This is a genomic window from Paraburkholderia sp. BCC1876 (genome assembly GCF_902833695.1).
Classification (GTDB): domain Bacteria; phylum Pseudomonadota; class Gammaproteobacteria; order Burkholderiales; family Burkholderiaceae; genus Paraburkholderia.
On sequence record NZ_CADFGI010000001.1, the window covers coordinates 573845 to 597472 of the forward strand.

Genomic DNA, 23628 nt, shown 5'->3' on the forward strand with positions numbered 1-23628 from the left:
CGCCGTCAGAAGGATTCACGCGTCATTCCGCGGCGCTGACCCGCGCCGCGTCAAACCTTGTCAAATCGCGCTCCGCTAAGCCCCCAACGCAACCAGTGGATGCGCCTCGCGCTTCCACGGCGACGCCAGAAAATGCCGGACCCGCTCAGGCCGCACTTCAGCCAGCGTGGCAGGCGCCCAGCGCGGCTTGCGGTCCTTATCGATCAATTGGGCCCGCACGCCCTCGCAGAAGTCGCCCTCGTCGATCACGCGTTTGACGATGCCCAATTCCATCCGGAAGCACTCGGCGAGCGTCATCTGCCGGCCGCGCAACAGCGCCTCACGCGTCACGTACAGCATGGTGGGCGAATGGCCGGCGAGCGCGTCGTAGGTGGACTGCAGCCATTGCCTGACCTCGCGCGGCGGCTCGCGCTCCAGATCGTGGCGCAATGTCGCGACCATGCGTTCGATGCTCGAGCGCCGGTCGAAGTGCCGCAGGATCAGTTGCGTAAACGGCCCTACCGCCGCGTGCGGAATGATGTTGCACGGCGGTTCGAACACGCCGCGCAACGCGGCGAGCAGATCGCCGTCGTGCGGCATGCGCTGCAGGCGTTCTTCGAAGGTAGCGAGCCACTCGGCCGGCACGCACAGATCGGCGAGTTGCAGGCGCAATGCATCCGCGCCGGACAGCGTCGCGCCGGTCAGCCCGACATACAACGCCAGTTCCGGCGGCATCACGCCCAGAAAGTGCGTCGCGCCGACATCAGGCAGAAAGCCGATACGCGTCTCCGGCATCGCGATCTTGCTGCGCTCGGTGACGATACGCAGCCGCGCCGCCTGGCCGAGCCCCATGCCGCCGCCCATCGTCACGCCGTCGAGCAGCGCGACCACCGGCTTCGGGAACGTATGCAGCGCGTAGTCGAGCCGGTATTCGTCGACGAAGAACGCCAGCCAGCGGCTGTCGGCATTCTTCGCCAGCTTTTGCACTTCGCGCACGTCGCCGCCGGCGCAGAAGCCTTTGGTGCCCGCGCCCTTCAGCACGAGCGCGACGATGCCGTCGTCGCTACGGCAATGTTCGACCAGCACCGCGAGTTCGCGCACCATGGCGTGCGATAGCGCGTTGAGCGCGGCCGGCCGGTTCAGTGTGATGATCGCCACGCGATTGACGACGCGAAACAGAATCTCGCGTTCCGCTTCGACTTGCGTGTCGAGCGCGGCGCTTTGCACGGCGCTCATCGATTCGTCTCCTGCACGGCCTGAGCAGAGTGATCGCCCTGCTGCCCCTGCGCCACCTCCCAACGCGGTGCGCGTTTTTCGAGGAACGCGTTGACTCCTTCGCGCTGATCGGCGCCGTCGAACAGATCGACGAAACGCTCGCGCTCCAGCGCCAACGCCGCCGAGCGCGGCACGCCGTTGCGTCCCTGATGAATCAACGTCTTGCTGAAGCCGACCGCTTGCGGGCTCAGATTCGCGACCCGTGCCGCCATGCTCAGCGCGGCCTCGCGCGCGGCGCCTTTCTCGACGACTTCCTCGACCAGACCGATCCGCAACGCGGTCGCTGCGTCGACGCGTTCGCCAGTCAGGATCATCCGCTTGGCCCAGCCTTCGCCGACCAGCCACGGCAGTGTCTGTGTGCCGCAACCGCAGGGCAGCAAGCCGACCGCCGTCTCGGGCAAGGCCAGCAACGCGTGCTGTTCCGCGATGCGGATATCGCACGCCAACGCGCATTCGAGTCCACCGCCCATCGCGTAGCCATTGATCGCCGCGATCACTACCGGGCGCGCGTTCTGCAAGGTTTCGAACGCCGCGCCGAAGCGCGCCGCCGCAGTGCGCGCGACTTCGCGATTGCCGTCGGCGAAGGTGTTCAGATCGGCACCCGCACTGAAAAACCTGGGGCCGTCGCCGGTGATCACGATGGCTCGCACGCGCGCCTCGACGTTCAATCGCTCGACCGTCTGCTGCAATTGCAGCAAGCCCTCGGGCGTAAACGCGTTGGCGGGCGGCCGCTTCAGCGTCAGCAGCGCGACGGCGCCGTCGTGCGCGTAGTCGAGTTCGATCATGACGCGTCCCCGTCCTTGCTGTCGTTGCGATACAACTTGATCACGGCGGAAAAGTCGAGACGTCCCGCGCCTTTCGTGCTCATCGTTTGATAAAGCTGCTGCGCAAGCGCGCCGAGATACACCGGCTGACGCGCGCTTCGGGCGGCGTCGGTGGCGAGGCCCAGATCCTTGAGCATCAGATCGGTGCCGAAACCGCCCGTATAACCGCGCGTGGACGGCGCGGTCTCGATCACACCCGGCATCGGGTTATACGTGTCTGAACTCCAGCAGCGCCCCGTCGACGTATTGATGATGCCGCCCAGCACCTTCGCGTCGATACCGAGCGCTTCGCCGAGCGACATCGCCTCGGCCACGCCCGCCATCGTGATGCCGAGCACCAGGTTGTTGCAGATCTTCGCGACCTGGCCGGTGCCGGTGTCGCCGCAATGCACGATGTTCTTGCCCATGGCCGACAGCACCGGCTTGACCTGCTCATACGCGCTCGCGCTGCCGCCCACCATGAAGGTCAGCGTGCCGGCCGCCGCGCCGCCGGTGCCACCCGACACGGGCGCATCGACGAACCCATTGCCGTGCCGCGCCGCGAGTTCGGCGAAGGCCTTCACGCTGACCGGATCGATCGTGCTCGAATCGATGATCGTCACGCCTTTGGCGATGCCTGCGAACACGCCGTCGGCCGCGGTGAGCACGCTGCGCACATGCGCGGCGGCCGGCAGCATCGTGATCACGCATTCCATGTCGGTCACCGCCGCTTGCGGCGACGCGGCGGCTTTCGCGCCGGCGTCGACCAGCGCCTGCACCGCCTGCGCGTTGAGGTCGAACACATTGACCGCGTGGCCGGCTTTGAGCAGGTTGTGCGCCATCGGCGCGCCCATGTTGCCGAGTCCGATGAAAGCTATTTTCATAATGTCGTCTCCGTGTGTTCGCGTGATCGCTGATTAAACCAGGCGCTCAGCGCAGGCTGATGGTCGTGTTGACGCCGTCGTTGACGGTGTCGTCGTCGAACCAGCGGGCCGTGACGGTCTTGGTCTGCGTGTAGAACTGCACGACCTGTTTGCCGTACGGGCCGAGATCGCCGAGCTTCGAGCCGCGCGAACCGGTAAAGCTGAAGAACGGCACCGGCACCGGAATCGGAATGTTGATGCCGACCTGGCCGATATCGATCTCGCTCTGGAACTTGCGCGCCGCCGCGCCGCTCTGCGTGAACAGGCCGACGCCGTTGCCGAACGGGTTGCGATTGACGAGCGCGATTGCGTCGTCGAGCGTGGCGGCATTCAGAATCACCAGCACCGGTCCGAAGATTTCCTGCGTGTAAATCTGCATCTCGGTTGTGACGTCGGTGAACACCGTCGGGCCGATGAAATTGCCCTGCTCGTAGCCCGGCACCTTCACGTCGCGGCCGTCGAGGGCGAGCGTGGCGCCTTCTTTCACGCCCGCTTCGATCAGGCCGAGAACGCGTTGCTTCGCCGCGCGCGAGACCACCGGGCCGACATCCGTATTCGGCTCGCTGCCCGCGTTGACCTTGAGCGTTTTCGCCTTCGCGACGATCTCCGGCACCCACTGCTGCGCCGCGCCCACCAGCACCACAACCGAGGTCGCCATGCAACGCTGCCCGGCCGCGCCGAAGCCGGCGCCGGCCAGCGCGTTCAGGGTCTGCTCGCGATTCGCGTCGGGCAGCACCACGGCGTGGTTCTTCGCGCCCATCATCGATTGCACGCGTTTGCCGTGTTCGCTGCCCAGGCGATACACGTGCGTGCCGACCGCCGTCGAGCCGACGAACGACACCGCTTTGATCAGCTCATGCGTGCACAGCGCGTCGACTACGTCTTTGCCGCCGTGCACGACGTTCAGCACGCCCTTCGGAATGCCGGCCTGGAGCGCGAGTTCGACCAGTTGCATGGTCGACATCGGGTCCTGTTCGGAGGGCTTCAGCACGAAGGTGTTGCCGCAGACGATCGCCATCGGAAACATCCACAGCGGGATCATGGCGGGGAAATTGAACGGCGTGATACCGGCGCACACGCCGATCGGCTGACGCAGCGTGTACGTATCCACGCCGCCCGCCACGTTTTCCGCAAATTCGCCCTGCTGCAAGGTGCCGATCGAACACGCATGCTCGACCACTTCCAGACCGCGGAAAATATCGCCTTCGGCATCCGGAATCGTCTTGCCCTGTTCGGCACTCAAGGTCTTCGCGATGCGCGGCATGTTCTCGCGGATCAGCGCCTGGTACTTCAGCATGATGCGCATGCGGGCGCCGATCGGCGTGTCCTTCCACGTTTTGAACGCGGCGTGCGCGGAGCTGATCGCCTCGTTCACTTCCGCGGCGGTGGCGAACGGCACGCGCGCCAGCACTTCCTGCGTGGCCGGGTTGACGATATCGCGCCATTCGGTGGTCTTCGATTCGACGAACTCGCCGTTGATCAGCAACTTGACGGTGGCCACTTCGTGCGCCGCCTGGTTCGAAGCAATTGCGTTCATGCTGAAACTCCTGTGCAGTGGCCGCGCGGCGGCCGGGCAGTAACTGGGAATGAAAAGAATCAACGCAGGTCCGGGAAATCCTCTTCCCAGTACTCGTCCGGCAAGCGCGCGGGTTCGGCTTCGCGCTCCATTTCGCGGCGCCGCAACTCGACGCGGCGAATCTTGCCGGAGATGGTTTTCGGCAGCTCGCTGAATTGCAGACGGCGAATCCGCTTGTACGGCGCGAGCTTTTCGCGCGAAAACGCAAACACGGCACGCGCGAGTTCCGGGCCGGCTTCGTAACCTTGACGCACGGTGACGAATGCTTTGGGCACGGACAGACGCAGTGCGTCGGCGCTTGGCACTACCGCCGCCTCGCCGATCGCTTCGTGTTCGATCAGCACGCTTTCGAGTTCGAACGGGCTCAGACGATAGTCAGACGATTTGAAGACGTCGTCGGCACGGCCCACATACACGTAGTAGCCGTCGTCGCGGCGCAATGCGACATCCGACGTGCGGTAGAAACCGTTGCGCATGGCCTGCGCGGTGGCGTCGGCGTTATTGGCGTAGCCGGTCATCAGGCCGAGCGGACGCGCGCCGTTGAGCGGCAACGCGATTTCGCCTTCCGTGACGGGTTGATCGTCGGCATCGACCAGTTCGATCCTGTAGCCGGGCAACGGACGTCCCATCGATCCCGCCACCACCGGTTGTCCCGGCGAGTTGCCGATCTGGCAGGTCGTTTCGGTCTGGCCGAAACCGTCGCGGATCGTGATGCCCCACGCGTGCTTCACGCGCTCGATGATCTCCGGATTCAATGGCTCGCCCGCGCCGACGATCTCGCGCAGCTTGACCGGATAGTCGGTCAGAGGCTCCTGCACCAGCATGCGCCAGACGGTGGGCGGCGCGCACAACGTGGTGACGTTGAAACGCACCAGCACGTTCAGCGTGTCTTTCGGCACGAAGCGCGGGAAGTTGAACACGAACACGCAGGCCTGCGCATTCCACGGCGCGAAGAAGCAGCTCCACGCGTGCTTGGCCCAACCCGGCGAGCTGATGTTCCAGTGGATGTCGTTCGGTTGCAGGCCGATCCAGTACATGGTTGACAGATGCCCGACCGGATAGCTTTGATGCGTATGTTCGACCAGCTTCGGCTTCGACGTCGTGCCCGACGTGAAGTACAGCAGCAGCGGATCGGTGGCGAGCGTGACGCCCTGCGGGGTGAAGTGCGGCGACGCTTCGTAGGCCGCGGCAAGATCGAGCCAGCCGTCGCGCGGTGCGCCGGCCGAGATGCGCGTAAGCGGCACGTCGAGCGTGTCGAATTTGCTCAACTCCGCGCTGTCGACCACCACGAATTTCGCGCCGCCGATCTGCACGCGATCGCGCACGTCGTCGGCTGACAACTGCGTGGTGGCGGGCAGCACGATCGCGCCGAGCTTCATCGCGGCGAGCATCACGTCCCATAGTTCGACGCGGTTCGGCAGCATCAGCAGCAAGCGGTCGCCGCGGCCCACACCGACACTGCGCAGGTAGTTCGCCATGCGCGACGAGCGCTCCGACATCTGCGCGTACGACAGGCGCAGACCGTCGCTGGTGGGGTCGTCGACGATCCACAGCGCCGGGTTGTGATTGTCGCGCGCGATCACGTCGAAGTAGTCCAGCGCCCAGTTGAACTCGCCCAACGCCGGCCACGTGAATTCGCGGTACGCCCGGTCGTAGTCGGTTCGGTGGCGCAGTAGGAAGTCGCGCGCGTCGAAGAAACCTTTCGCTGCCGTCATCGTCGTCTCCTGTGTCGATCCGGGTTGGCGGTGGGCGCCGACTCGGGTCGCATTGGTGGCGCGCTATGCGCTCCATTTTTTTGGCTTTGCTGCGTTGCTGCTTTGGTTCTTTGCCGCTTTACACCCACGCGCCGACTTCCTCGCGCGTCGGCTCCGCGGTCAAACTATTTTGCGCTCAAACGCGGTCTGCCTCGCGTTTAAACATTGCGCGCGATCACCATACGCTGCACTTCGCTGGTTCCTTCGTAAATCTGCGTGATGCGGGCATCGCGATAGTGACGCTCCACGGCATAGTCTTCCAGATAGCCGTAGCCGCCGTGAATCTGGATCGCCTTCGAACAGATCTGCTCGGCCGCTTCCGACGCGAACAGTTTCGCCTGCGACGCCTCCGACAAACACGGCAACCCTTCCGTGCGCAAGCGCGCCGCGTGATGCACCAGCAAGCGCGCGGCGTTCAATTGCGTGGTCATGTCGGCGAGCATGGAGGCGATGGCCTGATGATCCTTGATCGCCTTGCCGAACTGCATGCGTTCGCTCGCATAGAGGCGCGCGGCGTCGAACGCGGCCCGCGCAATGCCAACCGCCTGCGCGGCGATACCGATCCGCCCGCCTTCCAGATTCGACAGCGCGATGCGCAAGCCCTCGCCCGGTGCGCCGAGCAGGTTCTCTTCCGGCACCGCGCAATCGTCGAGCGAGATCGGGCAGGTGTCGGACGCGCGAATGCCGAGCTTGTGCTCCGGCTTGCCGACGTTGAAGCCCGGCGTATCGGTCGGCACGATGAAGGCCGACAACCCACGCTTGCCGAGCTCGGGATCGGTGACGGCGAACACGATCGCGATATCGGCGCGCGAGCCGTTGGTCACGAACTGCTTGCTGCCGTTGAGGATCCACTTGCCGTCCTGCAGCACGGCGCGGGTGCGCAGATTGTTCGCCTCGGAACCCGCCTGCGGCTCGGTCAGACAGAACGCGCCGATCGCGCGGCCGGTCGCGAGGTCTTGCAGATAGCGGTCTTTCTGCGCCTGGGTGCCGAAGTTGAGAATCGGCCCGCAGCCGACCGAGTTATGCACGCTCATCAGCGTGGCGCACGACGCGCAGCCGGCCGCGATCTCTTCGATCGCGAGCGCGTAGGCCACGTAGTCGGTGTACGAGCCGCCCCATTCCGCCGGCACGATCATGCCGAGCAAGCCGAGTTCGCCCATCTGCGTGACGACCTCCGCGGGCAATTGCGCTTCGCGGTCCCATTGCGCCGCGTGCGGTGCGAGTTGTTCGGTGGCGAAGTCACGCGCGGCGTCGCGGATCATTCGTTGGTCTTCGGTGTAGAAGCTGTCCATGGCGCTCGATCCTGTCTGGTCCGTCTGATCACGGTGAAGGCCCTGTCTCCCGGGCGCCCGCGATCTCATAAAAGACAAGTGTAGGCAAGCCGCTGGACAGGTTCGATGCTCAGCCCGATCATTCTGGCTGAGCGCATTTGCCATACTGATACTATGCAAGCCCGATTCGAGCCGCAAGTTCAAGGGCTTGGCGAATCGTCACAAGGAAAATGTTGAGCGCTTTTGCCAGCTTGAGCAGAGTCAGATGAAAAACGACAAGGGCACGATTTCCGTCAGCATGGTCGGGGAAACCCTGGCGCTGGCGCGCGCGAGCGGCTTCGACGCGCTGCCGCTGGCCGAAGCGACCGGCATCGCGGCGGCGCTGCTGGCTTCGCCGAAGAGCCGCGTGTCGGCGGCGCAATACGGCGCGCTGTGGGCCGGCATCGCGCGCGCACTGGACGACGAGTTTTTCGGCCAGGATTCGCATCGCATGAAAAGCGGCAGCTTTATCGCGATGACGCAGACCGCGTTGACCGCGCGCAACGGCGCGCAGGCGCTCGCGCGGGCGGTCGGCTTCATGCGGCTGGTGCTGGACGATCTCGGCGCGCGCGTCGAAACCGATGCGCAGCGCGTGAGGCTGCGTTTCGTCGAGCGCGAGGGCGCGCCGCCGCCGGCCATGTTTGCCTATGCGACGTGGTTCATCCTCGTTTATGGACTGCTGTGCTGGCTGGTCGGGCGGCGTATTCCGTTGTTCGAGGCGCGTTTTCGCTGCGCCGAACCGCCCGCCGCGCGCGAATACCGGCTGATTTTCTGCGACGAGATGCGCTTCGACCAGGCCGAGTCATATGTCGATTTATCGCCGGCGTTTCTCGAACTGCCCATCATTCAGACGACGAAATCGGTCAAGCCGTTTCTACGCGACGCGCCCGGCAGTTTTATCGTCAAGTATCGCAATCCTGGCTCGCTCGCGGCGCGCGTGCGCAAGATGCTGCGCGCGCTGCCGATGTCCGGCTGGCCCGCCGCCGACCGGATGGCCGGGCGGCTGAATGTGGCCGAGGCGACCATGCGGCGGCATCTGAAGCAGGAAGGCTATACGTATCAGTCGATCAAGGACGACCTGCGGCGCGACATCGCGATCGGCGAGTTGCAGGACACCGACCGCACGATTGCGGATATTGCCGCGTCGGTGGGCTTTGCCGAGCCGAGTGCGTTTCATCGCGCGTTTCGGAAGTGGACGGGGATGCGGCCGACTGACTATCGGCCGGTGGGAGGTGGGGTGGGTGCTGGTGCGGCTACGGCTGGTGCGGCTGGTGCGGCTAGTACCGCGAGTACGGGTAGTACGGCGGTAAAGGCGGTGAAGACGCCAGGCAAGGCGCGCGGCGATTTCACGCGGCGCGCGGAATCGGACTAAGCTGTAAGAAGCAGGCCTGCCTTACCAGAGGGTTCGGCCCGCGCCGCTCGCATCCTGTCGACGCGGCGCGGCAGCCGTCAGCGATGAGCACGTATCCGCGTCTCCCGTTCCGGCAGTCTGGCTCGCGCATGCCGCTTATCCGTGGCGGTGCCGTGAGCCGGTTGATGCGCGGCATGACCGCGCTCGGCGTGCTTTTGGCCATTGGATTCGCATCGTGCGAAGCGGTGGCGCCGTTACGGGCCGAAGCGGCGGTAGCGCCCGGCAGCGTGGTGGTGATTCCGGTGGATGGCGCGATCGGTCCGGCCAGCGCCGACTTTATCGTGCGCAGCCTGCAACGCGCCGCCGAGCAGCGCGCGCAACTCGCCGTGCTGCAACTCGATACGCCCGGCGGCCTCGATACGTCGATGCGGCAGATCATCAAGGCGATTCTCGCGTCGCCGGTGCCGGTGGCCACGTTCATTGCGCCGAGCGGCGCGCGGGCCGCGAGTGCCGGGACGTATATCGTCTATGCCAGCCATATCGCGGCGATGGCGCCGGGGACCAACCTCGGCGCGGCGACGCCGATTCAGATGGGCATGGGCGGTGCGGAGCCGCCCGCGGGTGGTGGAATGCCGGGGTTGCCCGGTGCCGGTGCCGGTGCCGGTTCAACGAGTGCCAGTGGCACATCAGGCGCGTCCGCCGCTGCCAAGGCTAGCGCCAACACCCTCCCCCTCGACACCCAATCGACCGAACTCCGCAAGCAGGTTCACGACGCCGCCGCCTACATCCGCGGCCTCGCGCAAATGCGCGGGCGCAACGCCGACTGGGCCGAGCGCGCGGTACGCGAAGCCGTCAGCCTGTCGGCCGCGGAAGCCCTCGCGCAACACGTGGTCGATCTGAACGCGCGCGACCTCCCCGACCTGCTGCGCCAACTCGACGGCCGCAAGGTCACCACCCGCAGCGGCGACGTCACGCTCGACACCGCCCACGCCCCGATCGTCACACTCGAAGCCGACTGGCGCAGCCGCTTCCTCGCCGTCATCACCGATCCCAATGTGGCGCTGGTCCTGCTGATGATCGGCATGTACGGCCTGTTCTTCGAATTCGCCAACCCGGGTTTCGTGCTGCCGGGCGTGGTCGGCGCGATCAGTCTGCTGATCGGCCTGTTCGCGATGCAGATGCTGCCGGTCAATTACGTCGGCCTCGGTCTGATCTTTCTCGGCATCGCGTTCCTGATCGGCGAGGCGTTCCTGCCGACCTTCGGCTCGCTCGGTTTCGGCGGCGTGGTCGCGTTCGTGATCGGCGCGTTGATGCTGATCGATACCGACGTGCCCGGCTACGGCATTCCCCTGCCGATGATCGCCGCCGTCGTCGTGTTCAGCGTGCTGTTCGTGCTCGGGGTATCGCGGCTCGCGTTGCGCGCGCGGCGGCGGCCGGTGGTGACGGGAGCGGAAGCATTGATCGGCAGCGTCGGCGTGGTGCTCGACGGGGGTTTGCTGCCTGAAAACCTAGCTGAAAACCCGGCTGAATACGCTGCTGGAAGCGCTGCGGGAAACGCAGTTGGCAACGCAACCCCAGGCCCCACGAGGAACGCGGTCAGCGCCGCCAACCGCGCCGCCACCCTCCCCGAAACAACCCCCGCCGACGCCCCGCTCGCCGGCTGGGCGCAAGTGCATGGCGAGCGCTGGCGGGTGTCCAGCGCGGCCCCGGTTGCGGCGGGCCACACCGTGCGGGTCATCGCGCGGCGCGGCCTGACGCTCACCGTGGTGCCGACGGAAGGGCGACAACAAGGAGAACGCTCATGATCGGTTTCACATTCGGCTTCACCAGCATTCTGATTCTGCTGGTGGCCGCGCTGATTGCTTCATCGATACGGATTTTTCGCGAGTACGAACGCGGCGTCGTGTTCATGCTCGGGCGCTTCTGGAAGGTCAAGGGGCCGGGCCTCGTGCTGATCATTCCGATCGTGCAGCAGGCGGTGCGCATGGATCTGCGCACGATCGTCTTCGACGTGCCGCCGCAGGACGTGATTACGCGCGACAACGTCTCGGTGAAGGTCAACGCGGTGGTCTATTTCCGCGTCGTCGATCCGGAGAAGGCGGTGATTCAGGTGGCGCGTTACTTCGAGGCGACCAGCCAGTTATCGCAAACCACGCTGCGCGCGGTGCTCGGCAAACATGAACTCGACGAACTGCTCGCCGATCGCGAGCAGCTCAACGCCGACATCCAGAAAGTGCTCGACGCACAAACCGACGCGTGGGGTATCAAGGTGTCGATCGTCGAAATCAAGCACGTGGACATCAATGAAACGATGATTCGCGCGATCGCCCGTCAGGCCGAAGCCGAGCGCGAGCGGCGCGCCAAGGTGATTCACGCGGAAGGCGAATTGCAGGCCTCGCAGCATCTGCTGGAAGCGGCGCAAACGCTGGCGCAGCAACCGCAGGCCATGCAACTGCGCTATCTGCAAACCCTCACCACGATTGCCGCCGACAAGAATTCGACGATTGTGTTTCCGCTGCCGATCGATCTGTTGAGCGCGGTGCTGGATCGCTTCAGCAAACCGTCGGCTTCCTAGTTGGCTTTAACAGCGGCTTCATCAGCGACCGTGTCGTGAGATCCCGATTGAGCCGCGAAGTGAAACGGTGCATTGCCTTCAATCGCCTTACTCGACATAGAGGCCAAAACTAGAATACGGGGATTGTTTTTAACCGCTCCCTGGGAGCTCGTCATGAAAATTGCATCTCTGGTTGGACTCGGCGCGTTGTTGACCGCCGTGAGTATGAGCAGCGCGTTCGCGCAGACTTCGGTTCGCGCCAATGACCCGTCAGCGCCGAAAACGCGTGCCGAGGTCCGGGCCGATCTCGCCGATTGGCGCGCCGCCGGATACGACCCGCTCGACTGGATCGACTATCCGGACAACGCGCAGCGCGCGGGGCGCATCGTCGCGGCACGGCGCGCGCAAGCGGCCGGCGGGACGATGACGCAGTAAGCGGCTTCCGCCGTTACGCGGCATGCCGGGCCGCCCGCGACTGCAACGGTCGTGGGCGCTGTGGGTTAGGCGTGTCTTTCCTGTCCGCTTGGTCCGCTTGCCTGCGTCTACGCTCCACGCTCGCGTTTTCCGCACTTCCCCACAACATCGTAAATCCGCTTGCCGCGCCGCCTCGCTCGCTGGCAAGGTATCATCTCGCCCCTTCGACACACCCCGCAGTGGGAATCCGCACGATGCCAATCTGGGTTGACGCCGACGCCTGTCCGGTCGTGATCAAGGAAATGCTGTACCGCGCCGCGCGCCGCACCGGCATGACGCTGACGCTGGTCGCCAATTCGTTTCTACGCGTACCGCCCTCGCCGCTGATCCGCGCGATCCAGGTGCCGGCCGGTTTCGACGCCGCCGACAATCTGATCGCCGAGCGCGTCGTCGCGGGCGATCTCGTGATTACCGCCGACATTCCGCTTGCCGCCGCCGTGCTGGCCAGACACGCGCAGGCGCTCGACCCGCGCGGCGAGTGGTACACGCCCGGCACGATCGAAGAACGGCTGCGCATGCGGTCAATGCTGGACCAGTTGCGCGGCAGCGGCGTCGACACCGGCGGCCCGGCCGCCTTCAGCCCGCGCGACAGCAAGAGCTTCGCGAGCGAACTGGATCGCTGGCTGGCGCGGCAACCCAAACCCGCCGCGCCAATTGATGCGCCGACGCCACAGTCGCCCGACGAATCGTCCACCGCCTAAGCGTTTGCGCATGACTTCAAGCCCCGACACGCCGTGCCGCCGTCAATCGTGATTACAATCCGGCCGTAGCGCCGCCGTGCTGCTCGGCAGTTGCGGCGCCGACGCAAGAGCCACACAAACAAAGCGACGCCGAGCGCCGCATCGCCCGATTTTCAGCCTCACCGCCTCAACCACAAGAAACGCTTTCTGAACGACGAGAGACCCGCCTCATGGACGCCATAAACCGCTACTTCGGCTTCGACGCCGCCGGCACCAACCTGCGCACCGAAGTGCTCGCAGGACTGACCACCTTCCTGACGATGGCTTACATCATCTTCGTCAACCCGGCGATTCTCGGCGACGCCGGCATGCCGAAAGACGCGGTGTTCGTCGCGACCTGCATCGTGGCCGCGCTGGCCTCGCTGATCATGGGTCTGTACGCGAATTACCCGATCGCGCTCGCGCCCGGCATGGGCCTGAACGCGTACTTCGCGTACACGGTCGTCAAGGGCATGGGCTTCACGTGGCAGGCCGCGCTCGGCGCGGTGTTCATCTCCGGCTGCCTGTTCATGATCGTCACGCTGTTTCGGGTGCGCGAGGTGATCGTCAACGGCATTCCGCACTCCATCCGCATCGCGATCACCGGCGGCATCGGCCTCTTTCTCGCGATCATTTCGCTGAAGACGGCCGGCGTGGTGGTCGGCAATCCGGCCACGCTCGTCACGCTCGGCGATCTGCACAGCCCGCACGTGATTCTCGCGGTGGTCGGCTTCTTCGCGATCGTCACACTCGACTATCTGCGCGTGCGCGGCGCGATTCTGATCGGCATTGTCGGCGTGACCGTGTTGAGCTTTTTCTTCGGCGGCAACCAGTTTCACGGCATCGTCTCCGCGCCGCCGTCGATCACGCCGACGCTGTTCCAGCTCGACATTCGCGGCGCGCTGTCCACCGGCGTGCTGAACGTGATCCTCGTATTCTTCCTCGTCGAACTGTTCGACGCGACCGGCACGCTGATGGGCGTGGCCAATCGCGCGGGGCTGCTGGTGGAAGGCAAGATGCATCGACTGAACCGCGCGCTGCTCGCCGATAGCACGGCGATTCTGGCGGGCTCGATGCTGGGCACGTCGTCGACCACCGCGTATATCGAAAGCGCGTCGGGCGTGCAGGCGGGTGGACGCACCGGCGTCACCGCGATCACCGTCGCCGTGCTGTTTCTCGCGGCGCTGTTCTTCGCGCCGCTGGCGGGCGTGGTGCCCGGCTATGCGACGGCGCCGGCGCTGCTCTACGTGTCGTGTCTGATGCTGCGCGAAATGCTCGACCTGCCGTGGGACGACGCCACCGAAGTCGTGCCGGCCGCGCTGACCGCGCTGCTGATGCCGTTCACCTATTCGATCGCCAACGGCGTCGCGTTCGGCTTCATTTCGTATGCGGGATTGAAACTGCTGACGGGCCAGGCGCGCAAGGTGAAGCTGGTAGTGTGGATCATCGCCGCGATCTTCCTGTTCCGCTACTTCTATCTCGGCAGCGAATAATGGCGACGCCTGATCTGAATATCTGAAAAGTCGGCTGCCGCGCGATGCGGCAACGACATGAGTCGATGCGGCGCAAAGCCGCACGCTCAGACAAGCTCAAGCACGATTGGACTCGTTCAGGCTCGATTACTTGGGACGCCGGTTGGCGCGGTTGCTTCACCCTCCACGCTTCCGGCAGTCAGACCATTGGCGCCTCAGTTGCGCCAGTTCGCTTCGTAGAAGCGCACATAGCCGCTTCGCAACACCAGGCACTGCGCGCGCGTTTCCGACAGCAAACGCCGCGTGGCCGCTTCGATCCGGGTGCGATGCGCGTCGAATGCGCCGACCATGTCTTCCAGCCGCGGCGATGCCGCGCCGTAGTGGTCTTCCAGCGCTTCCGCAGTGATCATGCATTCCACCCTTTGCCCGTCGACCATCGCCGGGAACGCCAAAGTGAGTTCGCGACCTGAATATTCAGGAGTTTCGTTCGGGAATAGGATCTGCATGGGAGTTCACCTGGAAGGTTGGGCGCCGCGCATGATGCCGCCGGGTTATGCGCACGCCGGTTACGTCCGATCGCGCCTGCCGTTGCCTCCTCCTTGTTCGATTGCCGGCGACGCGGGCTCGTCACCCCATGACGACGGCCGCGCAATTCGCGCCCCGCGGAGGTGATTTGATTCACTCTAGACGAGTTCTGGCGCGGCGCAAGTTTTCCTTTTCGTTTGCTTGATTTTGGTGCCTGTTGCGGTTTTTTAGGGCGCGCGGTGGGCGCGAACCCGGTTCTTTCCGGTGCCGCGCACGATGCGCTTCGTCCTGTAATATCGCTGTTGGGCCGCAAACGCATATGTTGCGATGCGGCATCGAGCGACGGGCAACGCACCCGTCGCGTCCGATCACCGGAGACACGCATTGACCCAACGCCCAGCCTCGCCGGCCAGCATCGGTCGGCCTGATGTCATCGCGCAAGCTCACGCCCGTTCGGTCGAGATCGGCCTGCGTGCGTCGGAAACGCCGGATTTTCATCCGCTGCGTCAGCCGGTGTTGCGCGAGCTCGTCGAGCGCAATCAATCGCTTTACACGCATGCGTTGCCGGTCATGGAAACGCTGCACGCGCAGATCGTCGACACGCAAAGCATGGTGCTGCTCACCGATAGCCACGGCGTGATCCTGCATAGTCTCGGCGACAGCGACTTCGTCGAGAAAGCCAATCGCGTCGCGTTGTGTCCGGGCGTGTCGTGGGCCGAAGCGGATCGCGGCACCAATGCGATCGGCACCGCGCTGGTCGACGGACAACCCACCGTCGTGCATGGCGGCGAACATTTTCTGCATGCCAACCGGATTCTCACCTGTTCGTGCGCGCCGATCGCCGATCCGTTCGGACGCACCATCGGTGCGCTCGACGTGAGCGGCGACACGCGCGGCTTTCATAAGCACACGCTCGCGCTCGTCAGAATGTCGGCGCAGATGATCGAAAATCATCTGTTCTCCAACCAGTTCGCCGATGCGATCCGGGTTCACTTTCACGCGCGCGCGGAATTCATCGGCACGCTGTTCGAAGGGCTCGCGGCCTTCGCGCCGGACGGTCGGTTTCTGTCGGCGAATCGCAGCGCGCTGTTTCAATTCGGGCAGCCGCTCACCGATCTGCAACGGCAACCGATCGATGCGTTGTTCGGAATCGCGTTCGCGAAGCTGTTGCAGCAGATCACGCGCGCGCCTGGCGAGAGCATTGAACTGACATTGCCGAGCGGCGTGCGCGTGGTGGCGCGCGGCGAGTACGCGACGCCGCGTTATGTCGCGCCGGCAGAGAGTCGGGCGGGTTCGTCGCGCGAGTTTGGATCCGGGTCGGCGCAGGCGACCTTCACGGCGGCACAGCAGCGAGGCGAGCCCGTCCCGCTCGCGACCCTGGAAACGCTCGACACCGGCGATGCGCACATGGCCACGGTGCTGCGGCGTGTGGCCAAACTGCGTGGCCGCGATATTCCCCTTCTCGTGCTCGGTAAGACCGGCACCGGCAAGGAATGGCTCGCGCGTGCGATCCATCACGATTCGCCGCGACGGAGCGCGCCGTTCGTCGCGTTGAATTGCGCGTCGCTGCCGGACACGCTGATCGAAGCCGAACTCTTCGGCTACGAAGACGGTGCGTTTACCGGCGCGAAAAAGCGCGGCAGCATCGGCAAGATCGTGCAGGCCGACGGCGGCACGCTGTTCCTCGACGAAATCGGCGATATGCCGCTTGCGCAGCAGGTGCGGCTGATGCGGGTGCTGCAAGAACGCACCGTCGTGCCGCTCGGCGGCACGCGCGCGATTCCGGTCGATCTGCGCGTTATCTGCGCAACGCACCGCAATCTGCGTGAAATGATCGAAGCGGGCACCTTCCGCGAAGACCTGTATTACCGGATCAACGGGCTCGTCGTCACGTTGCCGGCGCTACGCGAGCGCAGCGATCTGGCGGCGCTCGTCACGCGCATCCTGGCGTTGCAGCCGGATGGCGAGCGTCTGCCGCGCCGTGTGTCGGCCGCGGTGCTCGAGCGTTTCGCGCAGTGTCGCTGGCCAGGCAATTTGCGGCAGATGGCCAACGTGCTGCGCACCGCGAGCATCATGGCCGAAGGCGCGGAGCAGATCGAGCTCGATGATTTGCCGGAAGACTTTTTGCAGGATTGCGTCGATTTGGTGGGCGGTGAGGTGGTGAGGCCGTTGGCGGCGGTGGTGGCACGCTGCGATGATGGCGACGCTCGCGGCGCGCGTGTTGCGACGCAATCGCCCGCGCGAATGGAGGAGTGGCAGGCCACGTTGATCACGCAGACGCTCGCTCGGCTCGGCGGTAATGTGTCGGCGGCGGCACGCGAACTGGGACTGGCGCGTAATACCGTGTACAGGTATTTGCGGCGCACCGGGACGACGCATTGAGGTGGGGCATTGAGGTGGCTTGTTAACACAGTCAACAGAACCAGCACCGTGTAAAGTGTGACGCAATCCGTCACAGACGCACACGATGTCCGATTCCACCCGCCCGCCGCTGGTTCGCGTCGAACCGCTCGGCCAGAGCTTCGACGCACCCGATTCTCTGACCATTCTCGAAGCCGCCGGGTTCGCGAATCTGCGTTTACCGCGCTCGTGCCGCAATGGCACGTGCCGCACGTGTATGTGCCGGATGACGGCGGGACGCGTGCGCTACACGATCGAATGGCCGGGGCTGAGCCGCGAAGAAAAGACCGAAGGCTATATCCTGCCGTGCGTGGCGATCGCGGAAACCGATGTGGTGCTGGACGTCCCCGATGCGCTCGGGCTGGCGCCACTGAAATGAACGCAGCGCCATCGGCATCTTGAGCACCGATGCGCGCTAACCTGGCTTAGCGCGAGTTGCCCATTGCCCGGGCGATTTTTTTATCCGTGGTGTACTGGCTCAGCGCATACACCGACCAGATCGCGGCCGGAATCCAGCCGATCACTGTGAGTTGCAGCAACAGACAGATGATCCCCGCGAACGGACGGCCGATCGTGAAGAACTGGAACCACGGCAAAACGATGGCAAGCAAGAGACGCATTCGAAATTCCTGTCTGGGTAATGATGATGGCGGCAAGCGTGTTTCGAGTGCGAGCGCAATGACGATGGCTATGGCGATAACAACCGCTACCGCCTTACCACCAAACTGAACGCAAACACAAACACCAACACGAACGTCTAGCTGATCGGCGCGAAGCGCGCCACCTTTACGCCGTCGACCTCGATCAGCTCGAAAAAAACCGAAGCCGGACGCGTCCAGATCGTACCATTGGCCGCTTTGTACACAATCATCGTGACCGTGGGATCGGACTCCAGCATGGCCTCGCAAACCAGTTCATACAGACCGCCTTTGTAGTGCCGGTAACGCACCATTCGAATGCTCCTTCGTTGAATTGAAAACCGCAGCACGTGGGGCCGGTGACGCTCGACGCATCCCCTTCGGAAACATCGTTCCGAGCTCAGCCGCCCTCTTTCATCTGCTTCAGAATCTTGTAGACGGTGGCGCGCCCCATCGTCAGCACGGCCGCCACGTAGTTCGCCGAACTGCGGCCGCGAAATGCGCCTTGCGCATGCAGCGCTTCGACGATTTCACGCTTGTGCTCGCGCGTGAGCGCGTTAACGCCGATCTGCCGCTCGCGCAGCCACGTGTGCAGATACGTATTGATGCGGTCCTGCCAGTCGTCGCGGAACAGGTCCTCCGAGGGCGCGTCCGACAGCGTGCCGCCCTTGATGAACAGATCGAGCGTCGAGCGCACGTCTTCGAACACCGCGATGTTGAAGTTGATGCACAACATGCCGGCCGGCTTGCGCTCGTCGTCGAACAGGATGTTGCTCACGCAGCGCATGCGCCGGCCGTCCCAGTTCAGTTTCTCGTACGGTCCGATGGTCTGGCCGCGCGCCGCATAGTGGACTTCGTCGAGCACCGACGGCCCGCCGACCTCGAGCTTCGACAGATTGTTCACGAGGTAGACGATGGTCTGATCGCGCAGGTCGTGTATCACCACTTCGGCACACGGATAAAACAGCGCCGCTATGCCGTCGGCGATGGGAGCGTAGCGCTCCAGCAGCAGGTCTTTCACAGGAGACACGGTTGTCTTGCGCATTGGAAAATCGCAGTGTTCGAAGGATGCCGCGTGCCCGCCATGCCGGATGGCCTCGCGCGGCAACTCGACATTGTAGCCACCCGGCCCGGCCGCCGCGACCGCCGCACCGATCACGCCCTCAAAAACCGGCAGCGCGCGCAACGTCGCCATCGCACGCGGTGAATTTTGTTCGCTTGGCGAGTGTTTTTTTTTCGTGCGATAAAAGACCATCTATTCCACGGAGCAACAGATGGCCACGCTCGAAGCGTTTCGCGCCGTGCTCGATGACGAAGGCACGCCGGAAATCATCCGCAATCACATCATCGATTCGCTGCAGTACACGCTGCGCAATCACGGACAGATCTTTACGTCGAAGGAAGTCGAATGGCTGGCGGGCTGGGATGACGCGCGCATTCCGCTGGCGGCGTCGCGCGAGTTGCAGAAGCGCGTTGCCGAGACCGCCCGCTGAGGCGGTACGCCGCTCGCCGCGGCCGACATTGGCGCGCTGAACGACGCACTGAAGGTCGCGCCGGCCGCGTGACGGCACGCGACGGCTGTGCGGGCACCCCGCCCGTGTCGGTCGCGATTCGCTCAAAGCCCCGCCAGCCGGGCGGCAGACTCGCGCGTGGAACTTTTCGCTATCCAATCAGCCCCATTTAGTGCATCATATTGGAATAGCTGCATTCCGAATTCGCATTGTCGGGAGCAAAAAGCGGCAGCAACACGTAACACCCAGGCAACACCGGGCAGTCTCAAACCCGCATCTCCGCACCACCCTCGACTGTTCGACCGCCGCCTGTCGGCGATCCCGTCACTCCGGCAATGCGCTGCATGCATGCGCCGTCGCGAGTAGTGCAGCTGAGTGGTTCAGCTTTTACGCGCCCGATGTCCGCGCGACATCAGCGTGTTTCTTCTCCATCGAATCCGCGATTTTGCGCGGCCGCGCTCAAGCCCTTGCCATCGGGCCTGTGCCAACCTTTTTCCATGGCGGCGCGCCCCAGGGTGCTGCGCTGCCCGGCCTGTCGTGCCGCGCGTAACACGCGTGACACGCTGGCCACGTAATACAGGACACGTGCTTCATGAATTCAGTTGTCAAGACGTACAAGGGTTATGAAATTCACCCGCTCGTCTATCCGCGCCGTCCGGCGGACGGTCAAACGAGCCGCAATCCGGACGCGGGCTACGACGCGTCGGTGCGCATCTGCCGCGTGGGCGCCAATCCGGCGGCCGACGGCCGGGTGTTCCGTCTGCAGTATCTGTTTCCGTTCGACGGTACGGGCAAGGCGCGCATCGCGTGCATGGCTCACGCCGAACAACTGATCGACGGCCGTGTAGACGGCCAGTCCGTCGCCGATCTTTGAGCGGTACTATCAGCGCATAGGCTGATGCCGCACGACAGTGGGCCTGAAAGCCAACTGTCAACCGTAATCCCTGCTGTTCACCCGGTCTTGCCGGGACCAGCAACCCGCTATCCCATCGACCAGGAGTTATGCATGGCGAAAGAAGAACTGCTTGAACTTGACGGTATCGTCGACGAAGTACTTCCGGACAGCCGTTACCGCGTGACGCTCGACAACGGCGTCGTGGTTGGCGCTTACGCGTCCGGACGCATGCGCAAGAACCACATCCGTATTCTCGCGGGTGACCGCGTTACGCTGGAACTGTCGGTCTACGACCTGACCAAAGGCCGGATCAATTTCCGTCACAAAGACGAGCGCGCCAGCGGTGGTGGCGGAGCCCGCAACAATTCGCAATTCCGTCGCCGTTAAGACGGACCGCACGCTGAGCGCGTTCCACACGGCGCCGGTGTGATTTATTGCAGTCAGTTGTACGCGAAGCCTTTCGCGCGCCTTCTCCGGCTTGACTCGTTGAATCGAGCCTGAGCGGCGCGCTGCGGCGGCGTTCGTTCACCAGCCTGACCTCGACCTGCCGCTTGCGGCGGCAACGGCGTTTCACACCCTTTCACACCCTCGCGGCCCTGAACGGCGCCAGGCGATTCTGTCTCCGTCTCTATCTTTACCCTCCGAATACCGCACCGAGATCCTCGTCGGCGGCGCTTTGGCGCACCTGCGCGATCACGCGCTCTTCCAACTCCGCCAGATGCTCGCGCATCGCCGCCAACGCGGCTCGCAGGTCGCCTTTGTCGAGCGCCTTGATGATTTGCAGGTGTTCATCCGCGGAACAGGTCGAGCCTTTCGACGGGTCGAACAAGGCCTTGTAGAGCTCGGTCTTCGCGACGAGTTGTCCGACCAGCCCCAACAATTCCGTGCCGCCCGCCAATTCCGTCAATAACACGTGAAACTGGCCCGCGAGACGCACCGACTCGTCGATCGCGCCGCCGCGCGCCGCTTTCTCCTCGCTGCGCACATGCGCGCGCAGACGTCGCTTGTGCGCAGCGCTCAATGCCCCGCATAGCGCCGCGACGATGCCCGCCTCGACGATCTGCCGCGCGCGATAGACCTGGCGAATGTCCTCTTCCGACGGCGACGGCACGAACGCGCCGCGATTCGCCTCCAGCACCAGCTTGCCCTCGAAACCCAGCCGCGCCAGCACCTTGCGCAACGCGCCCCGCGTGCAACCGAACGCGACGGCGAGATCCCGCTCGACCAGTTGCGCGCCCGGCCGCAAGCGGCCTTGCAGCAACGCCGTGGTGATCGACGCGTAGACGCGTTGTTCGACGCTGACAGGATCGTCCTCGGGCACGCTGGGGATGACCGTTGCGGTGTCGGCGGACGGTGAACGACGGGAACGTGTGGCCATGGTTTCGGTGATGGGTGACTGAGCGATAACAAAGCGATGACTAAGCGCGCCGCCGCGCGCTGAAAACCGCGTGCCGGCGCCGGGCATTCTAGCGGCGACGCCAAGCCGGCGCCATCCGCTTACGTCGTGAGCTATACCGGGCATTGCAAAAATGGTTAACCATTCCAGGTTATTATGGTTGACCAAAAATTCGCTTGTGTGGTTTTTTCATCGCACGTCAGTGTCCTTGCCGTCGCTGGCCGCGCCACGTTTTGAACCGGCGCTCGCTCGCGCGATGGCGCCGCTTTTCCGTCTCCAGGTCTATCGTGAATTCGCCCTCCAGCGCCAGCCCGACCCCTCGCCATGCGAACGACGCATCCCAAACGCTTACCTGGCAGGACGCGTTGTGGCTCGGCGCGATCGTCGTTATTGGCGTGAATCTGCGGCCTTTGCTGACGTCGATCAGTCCGCTGATGACCACGATTCGCGCGGCCACCGGTCTGAGCTTTTACGGCGCGTCGTTGCTGACCAGCTTGCCGGTGGTGGCGATGGGCATCGGCGCGTTCGGCGCTAGCGCGTTGACCCGCGTGCTCGGCGAAACGCGCGGCGTCGCGCTGGGCTTGCTGGCGATCGCGCTCGCGTGTGGCGCGCGCTGGGTAACGGCCAGCGGCGCGGCGTTGTTGCTGACGGCCGCGCTCGCCGGGGTCGGCGTCGCCGCCGTGCAGGCGTTGCTGCCGGCCGTGATGAAGCAGCGCTTTCACGCGCGTGTGCCGCTCGCCATGGGCGTGTTCTCGGCGTCGATCATGGGCGGCGGCGGGCTTGGCGCACGCTTGAGTCCGTGGGTGAGCAATGCACTGGGGTCGTGGCATGCGGGTCTCGCGGTGTGGGCGTTGCCGGCGGTGGTTGCGCTGGCCTGCTGGCTGGGATTGAATCGGTGGCGCTCGGGCGTGTCTTCGGGCGTGGGCGTGGGCTCGGGCTCGGGCGTGGGCTCGGGCGCGGCCTCAGCCGTGCCTTCGAACTCCCCCTCAACCGCGCCTTCGCCGCACGGACATTCAAGCGGTTCCTCAACCCGGCATTCGAACCGATCTTCGACGCAGCCCGCGCCAACTCATCCCTACGCCTCCACGACGCAATCCCCACTCTGGCGCAAACGCCGCGCATGGACGCTGGGCTTGTTCTTCGGCATCGTCAACGGCGGTTACACCAGCCTCGTCGCGTGGCTGCCGGCGTTCTATCAACAGCGTGGCGTCAGCGTCACGGATAGCGGTTCGCTGCTTGCCGGCATGACGGTTTTCCAGGCCGCCGCGGCCTTGTTGTTGCCGCTTGCCGCCGCGTCGTTCCGGGATCGGCGGCCGTGGCTGGTGCTCGGCCTGTCCGCCCAACTCGTCGGACTGCTCGGACTGATCGCGTGCCCCGACACGGCCGCTTGGCTGTGGGTCGGCGTCGCCGGTGCGGGGCTCGGCGGCACGTTCTCGCTGACGCTCGTCACCGCGATGGATCATTCCGCCGACCATCGCGTCGCCGGCAAGCTGGTCGCCTTCACGCAAGGAGTCGGCTTCGTGGTGGCCGCGATCGCGCCGATGCTCGCCGGCATGGTGCGCAGTTGGACCGGCAGCTTCGGGGCCGCGTGGGTGATGCTCGCCGCGTGCGTCGTCGCGATGATCGGGCTAAGTCTGCTGTTTTCGCCACGGAGCTATGACCGGTGGAATTGACGAGGCAGGTCGGTCCGTCGTCATTCCGCTAAAACCGCGCACTCGAAACAAGTGGCCGGCAGTTAGCTGACCAACGCCACGCCGGCCGATTCAAAGTCGACTTAAAGCCGACTCAAAGCCGACTCATTTCCGCCCGCCCCCATCCCCCGCCCTCCCGCCGCGCCCACTCCAGACGCGGCTTACGCACGCTCGCCCGGCCCGTCGCGCATGAAGTCCTACGCGCCGGGTAATTCCTCCGACACACAAATAGAAACACCTGATTGCCTAACCTCGTCAGGCTATTTAATCTCCTGTTCGAGCTAATTTTTCAACTGCCCAGAAAAACCGCGATACCTCACCCAGTTCATCGCGGCGAAAAAGGAACTCACAACGGGCGTTAGCAGCATCGATTAGTTAGCCA

The 23628-nt window shown here is 64.6% G+C and carries 22 protein-coding genes and 1 pseudogene; 12 read left to right on the forward strand and 11 right to left on the reverse strand.

The features are described 5' to 3' along the window. Window positions 1-75: 75 nt before the first annotated feature. The 6 genes from HWY05_RS02400 to HWY05_RS02425 all read right to left on the reverse strand — a co-directional run bounded on the left by HWY05_RS02400 (window position 76) and on the right by HWY05_RS02425 (window position 7602). Window positions 76-1215, reverse strand: coding sequence for an enoyl-CoA hydratase/isomerase family protein (locus HWY05_RS02400; protein WP_176057271.1), 1140 nt, complete (start codon window positions 1213-1215; stop codon window positions 76-78). Next, entirely contained in the window at window positions 1212-2039 is an 828-nt protein-coding gene (locus HWY05_RS02405; protein ID WP_176057272.1) for an enoyl-CoA hydratase, read from the reverse strand. The genes HWY05_RS02400 and HWY05_RS02405 overlap by 4 nt, the downstream gene beginning before the upstream one ends. Next, window positions 2036-2941, reverse strand: coding sequence for a 3-hydroxyisobutyrate dehydrogenase (gene mmsB / locus HWY05_RS02410; protein ID WP_176057273.1), 906 nt, complete (start codon window positions 2939-2941; stop codon window positions 2036-2038). Before mmsB ends, HWY05_RS02405 begins: the two co-directional genes overlap by 4 nt. Before the next feature lie 46 nt (window positions 2942-2987). Continuing rightward, entirely contained in the window at window positions 2988-4517 is a 1530-nt protein-coding gene (locus tag HWY05_RS02415) for a CoA-acylating methylmalonate-semialdehyde dehydrogenase (RefSeq protein ID WP_035557946.1), read from the reverse strand. Window positions 4518-4576: 59 nt separating this feature from the next. Then, window positions 4577-6271: an AMP-binding protein gene (locus HWY05_RS02420; protein WP_176057274.1), complete on the reverse strand. Its 1695-nt coding sequence runs from the start codon at window positions 6269-6271 to the stop codon at window positions 4577-4579. A gap of 197 nt (window positions 6272-6468) precedes the next feature. Then, window positions 6469-7602, reverse strand: coding sequence for an acyl-CoA dehydrogenase (locus HWY05_RS02425; RefSeq protein ID WP_176057275.1), 1134 nt, complete (start codon window positions 7600-7602; stop codon window positions 6469-6471). Between the two features lie 244 nt (window positions 7603-7846). Here HWY05_RS02425 and HWY05_RS02430 point away from each other — a divergent pair. The 6 genes and pseudogenes from HWY05_RS02430 to HWY05_RS02455 form a co-directional block, all read left to right on the forward strand. Then, window positions 7847-8845: pseudogene (locus HWY05_RS02430) on the forward strand (AraC family transcriptional regulator); the annotation flags it as partial. Window positions 8846-9075: 230 nt separating this feature from the next. After that, a complete protein-coding gene (locus HWY05_RS02435; protein WP_176057276.1) occupies window positions 9076-10776 on the forward strand; it encodes a nodulation protein NfeD in 1701 nt (566 codons plus the stop codon). After that, window positions 10773-11546 carry a slipin family protein gene (locus HWY05_RS02440; RefSeq protein ID WP_035557958.1) on the forward strand — a complete coding sequence of 258 codons (774 nt, stop codon included), beginning with the start codon at window positions 10773-10775 and terminating at the stop codon, window positions 11544-11546. The genes HWY05_RS02435 and HWY05_RS02440 overlap by 4 nt, the downstream gene beginning before the upstream one ends. Window positions 11547-11699: 153 nt before the next feature. Then, window positions 11700-11960 carry a DUF4148 domain-containing protein gene (locus tag HWY05_RS02445; RefSeq protein WP_035557961.1) on the forward strand — a complete coding sequence of 87 codons (261 nt, stop codon included), beginning with the start codon at window positions 11700-11702 and terminating at the stop codon, window positions 11958-11960. 233 nt (window positions 11961-12193) lie between these two features. Further along, entirely contained in the window at window positions 12194-12700 is a 507-nt protein-coding gene (locus tag HWY05_RS02450; RefSeq protein ID WP_035557966.1) for a YaiI/YqxD family protein, read from the forward strand. A 209-nt stretch (window positions 12701-12909) separates the two neighbouring features. Further along, on the forward strand, window positions 12910-14211 hold the full coding sequence (locus HWY05_RS02455) for an NCS2 family permease (RefSeq protein WP_176057277.1): 1302 nt from the start codon (window positions 12910-12912) through the stop codon (window positions 14209-14211). Between the two features lie 194 nt (window positions 14212-14405). Here the strand turns inward: HWY05_RS02455 and HWY05_RS02460 are convergent, their stop codons facing one another. Further along, on the reverse strand, window positions 14406-14696 hold the full coding sequence (locus HWY05_RS02460; RefSeq protein WP_134964767.1) for a DUF1488 domain-containing protein: 291 nt from the start codon (window positions 14694-14696) through the stop codon (window positions 14406-14408). Between the two features lie 403 nt (window positions 14697-15099). Between HWY05_RS02460 and HWY05_RS02465 the strand changes: the two genes are divergently transcribed. Together HWY05_RS02465 and HWY05_RS02470 are read left to right on the forward strand one after the other, a co-directional pair. Continuing rightward, window positions 15100-17097 (forward strand): sigma-54-dependent Fis family transcriptional regulator, encoded by a 1998-nt coding sequence (locus tag HWY05_RS02465; protein ID WP_176057278.1) that lies wholly within the window; start codon window positions 15100-15102, stop codon window positions 17095-17097. Window positions 17098-17182: 85 nt separating this feature from the next. Next, window positions 17183-17494, forward strand: a complete 312-nt coding sequence (locus HWY05_RS02470; RefSeq protein ID WP_176057279.1) for a 2Fe-2S iron-sulfur cluster-binding protein — start codon at window positions 17183-17185, stop codon at window positions 17492-17494. A gap of 46 nt (window positions 17495-17540) precedes the next feature. On the opposite strand, the gene HWY05_RS02475 is transcribed toward HWY05_RS02470, so the two are convergent. The 3 genes from HWY05_RS02475 to HWY05_RS02485 form a co-directional block, all read right to left on the reverse strand. Next, complete coding sequence (locus tag HWY05_RS02475) at window positions 17541-17735, reverse strand: YqaE/Pmp3 family membrane protein (protein ID WP_035557981.1); 195 nt, start codon at window positions 17733-17735, stop codon at window positions 17541-17543. Window positions 17736-17872: 137 nt separating this feature from the next. Further along, the gene (locus tag HWY05_RS02480; protein ID WP_176057280.1) at window positions 17873-18067 is read right to left on the reverse strand and encodes a DUF1653 domain-containing protein; all 195 of its coding nucleotides are present in this window, start codon (window positions 18065-18067) and stop codon (window positions 17873-17875) included. Between the two features lie 86 nt (window positions 18068-18153). Then, window positions 18154-18798 carry a PAS domain-containing protein gene (locus HWY05_RS02485; RefSeq protein ID WP_035563390.1) on the reverse strand — a complete coding sequence of 215 codons (645 nt, stop codon included), beginning with the start codon at window positions 18796-18798 and terminating at the stop codon, window positions 18154-18156. A 229-nt stretch (window positions 18799-19027) separates the two neighbouring features. On the opposite strand from HWY05_RS02485, the gene HWY05_RS02490 reads away from it, so the two are divergent. From HWY05_RS02490 to infA, 3 genes are all read left to right on the forward strand, one after another. Beyond that, window positions 19028-19246, forward strand: a complete 219-nt coding sequence (locus tag HWY05_RS02490; RefSeq protein ID WP_035557984.1) for a hypothetical protein — start codon at window positions 19028-19030, stop codon at window positions 19244-19246. Between the two features lie 610 nt (window positions 19247-19856). Then, a complete protein-coding gene (locus HWY05_RS02495; protein ID WP_035557986.1) occupies window positions 19857-20138 on the forward strand; it encodes a hypothetical protein in 282 nt (93 codons plus the stop codon). Window positions 20139-20270: 132 nt separating this feature from the next. After that, on the forward strand, window positions 20271-20546 hold the full coding sequence (gene infA / locus HWY05_RS02500) for a translation initiation factor IF-1 (RefSeq protein WP_035557988.1): 276 nt from the start codon (window positions 20271-20273) through the stop codon (window positions 20544-20546). A 247-nt stretch (window positions 20547-20793) separates the two neighbouring features. Here infA and HWY05_RS02505 read toward each other — a convergent pair whose 3' ends face one another. Then, complete coding sequence (locus tag HWY05_RS02505) at window positions 20794-21537, reverse strand: GntR family transcriptional regulator (RefSeq protein ID WP_176057281.1); 744 nt, start codon at window positions 21535-21537, stop codon at window positions 20794-20796. Window positions 21538-21842: 305 nt separating this feature from the next. Here HWY05_RS02505 and HWY05_RS02510 point away from each other — a divergent pair, with 305 nt between their 5' ends. Beyond that, a complete protein-coding gene (locus tag HWY05_RS02510) occupies window positions 21843-23228 on the forward strand; it encodes an MFS transporter (RefSeq protein WP_176057282.1) in 1386 nt (461 codons plus the stop codon). Window positions 23229-23628: the final 400 nt, after the last annotated feature.

Coding starts and splice junctions, on each gene's coding strand:
- mmsB (WP_176057273.1), bottom strand. CDS start 2,941: ATGAAAATAGCTTTCATCGGACTCGGCAACATGGGCGCGCCGATGGCG.
- infA (WP_035557988.1), top strand. CDS start 20,271: ATGGCGAAAGAAGAACTGCTTGAACTTGACGGTATCGTCGACGAAGTA.
- HWY05_RS02485 (WP_035563390.1), bottom strand. CDS start 18,798: ATGCGCAAGACAACCGTGTCTCCTGTGAAAGACCTGCTGCTGGAGCGC.
- HWY05_RS02460 (WP_134964767.1), bottom strand. CDS start 14,696: ATGCAGATCCTATTCCCGAACGAAACTCCTGAATATTCAGGTCGCGAA.
- HWY05_RS02475 (WP_035557981.1), bottom strand. CDS start 17,735: ATGCGTCTCTTGCTTGCCATCGTTTTGCCGTGGTTCCAGTTCTTCACG.
- HWY05_RS02480 (WP_176057280.1), bottom strand. CDS start 18,067: ATGGTGCGTTACCGGCACTACAAAGGCGGTCTGTATGAACTGGTTTGC.
- HWY05_RS02425 (WP_176057275.1), bottom strand. CDS start 7,602: ATGGACAGCTTCTACACCGAAGACCAACGAATGATCCGCGACGCCGCG.
- HWY05_RS02455 (WP_176057277.1), top strand. CDS start 12,910: ATGGACGCCATAAACCGCTACTTCGGCTTCGACGCCGCCGGCACCAAC.
- HWY05_RS02450 (WP_035557966.1), top strand. CDS start 12,194: ATGCCAATCTGGGTTGACGCCGACGCCTGTCCGGTCGTGATCAAGGAA.
- HWY05_RS02445 (WP_035557961.1), top strand. CDS start 11,700: ATGAAAATTGCATCTCTGGTTGGACTCGGCGCGTTGTTGACCGCCGTG.
- HWY05_RS02470 (WP_176057279.1), top strand. CDS start 17,183: ATGTCCGATTCCACCCGCCCGCCGCTGGTTCGCGTCGAACCGCTCGGC.
- HWY05_RS02415 (WP_035557946.1), bottom strand. CDS start 4,517: ATGAACGCAATTGCTTCGAACCAGGCGGCGCACGAAGTGGCCACCGTC.
- HWY05_RS02420 (WP_176057274.1), bottom strand. CDS start 6,271: ATGACGGCAGCGAAAGGTTTCTTCGACGCGCGCGACTTCCTACTGCGC.
- HWY05_RS02505 (WP_176057281.1), bottom strand. CDS start 21,537: ATGGCCACACGTTCCCGTCGTTCACCGTCCGCCGACACCGCAACGGTC.
- HWY05_RS02400 (WP_176057271.1), bottom strand. CDS start 1,215: ATGAGCGCCGTGCAAAGCGCCGCGCTCGACACGCAAGTCGAAGCGGAA.
- HWY05_RS02405 (WP_176057272.1), bottom strand. CDS start 2,039: ATGATCGAACTCGACTACGCGCACGACGGCGCCGTCGCGCTGCTGACG.
- HWY05_RS02495 (WP_035557986.1), top strand. CDS start 19,857: ATGAATTCAGTTGTCAAGACGTACAAGGGTTATGAAATTCACCCGCTC.
- HWY05_RS02490 (WP_035557984.1), top strand. CDS start 19,028: ATGGCCACGCTCGAAGCGTTTCGCGCCGTGCTCGATGACGAAGGCACG.
- HWY05_RS02440 (WP_035557958.1), top strand. CDS start 10,773: ATGATCGGTTTCACATTCGGCTTCACCAGCATTCTGATTCTGCTGGTG.
- HWY05_RS02435 (WP_176057276.1), top strand. CDS start 9,076: ATGAGCACGTATCCGCGTCTCCCGTTCCGGCAGTCTGGCTCGCGCATG.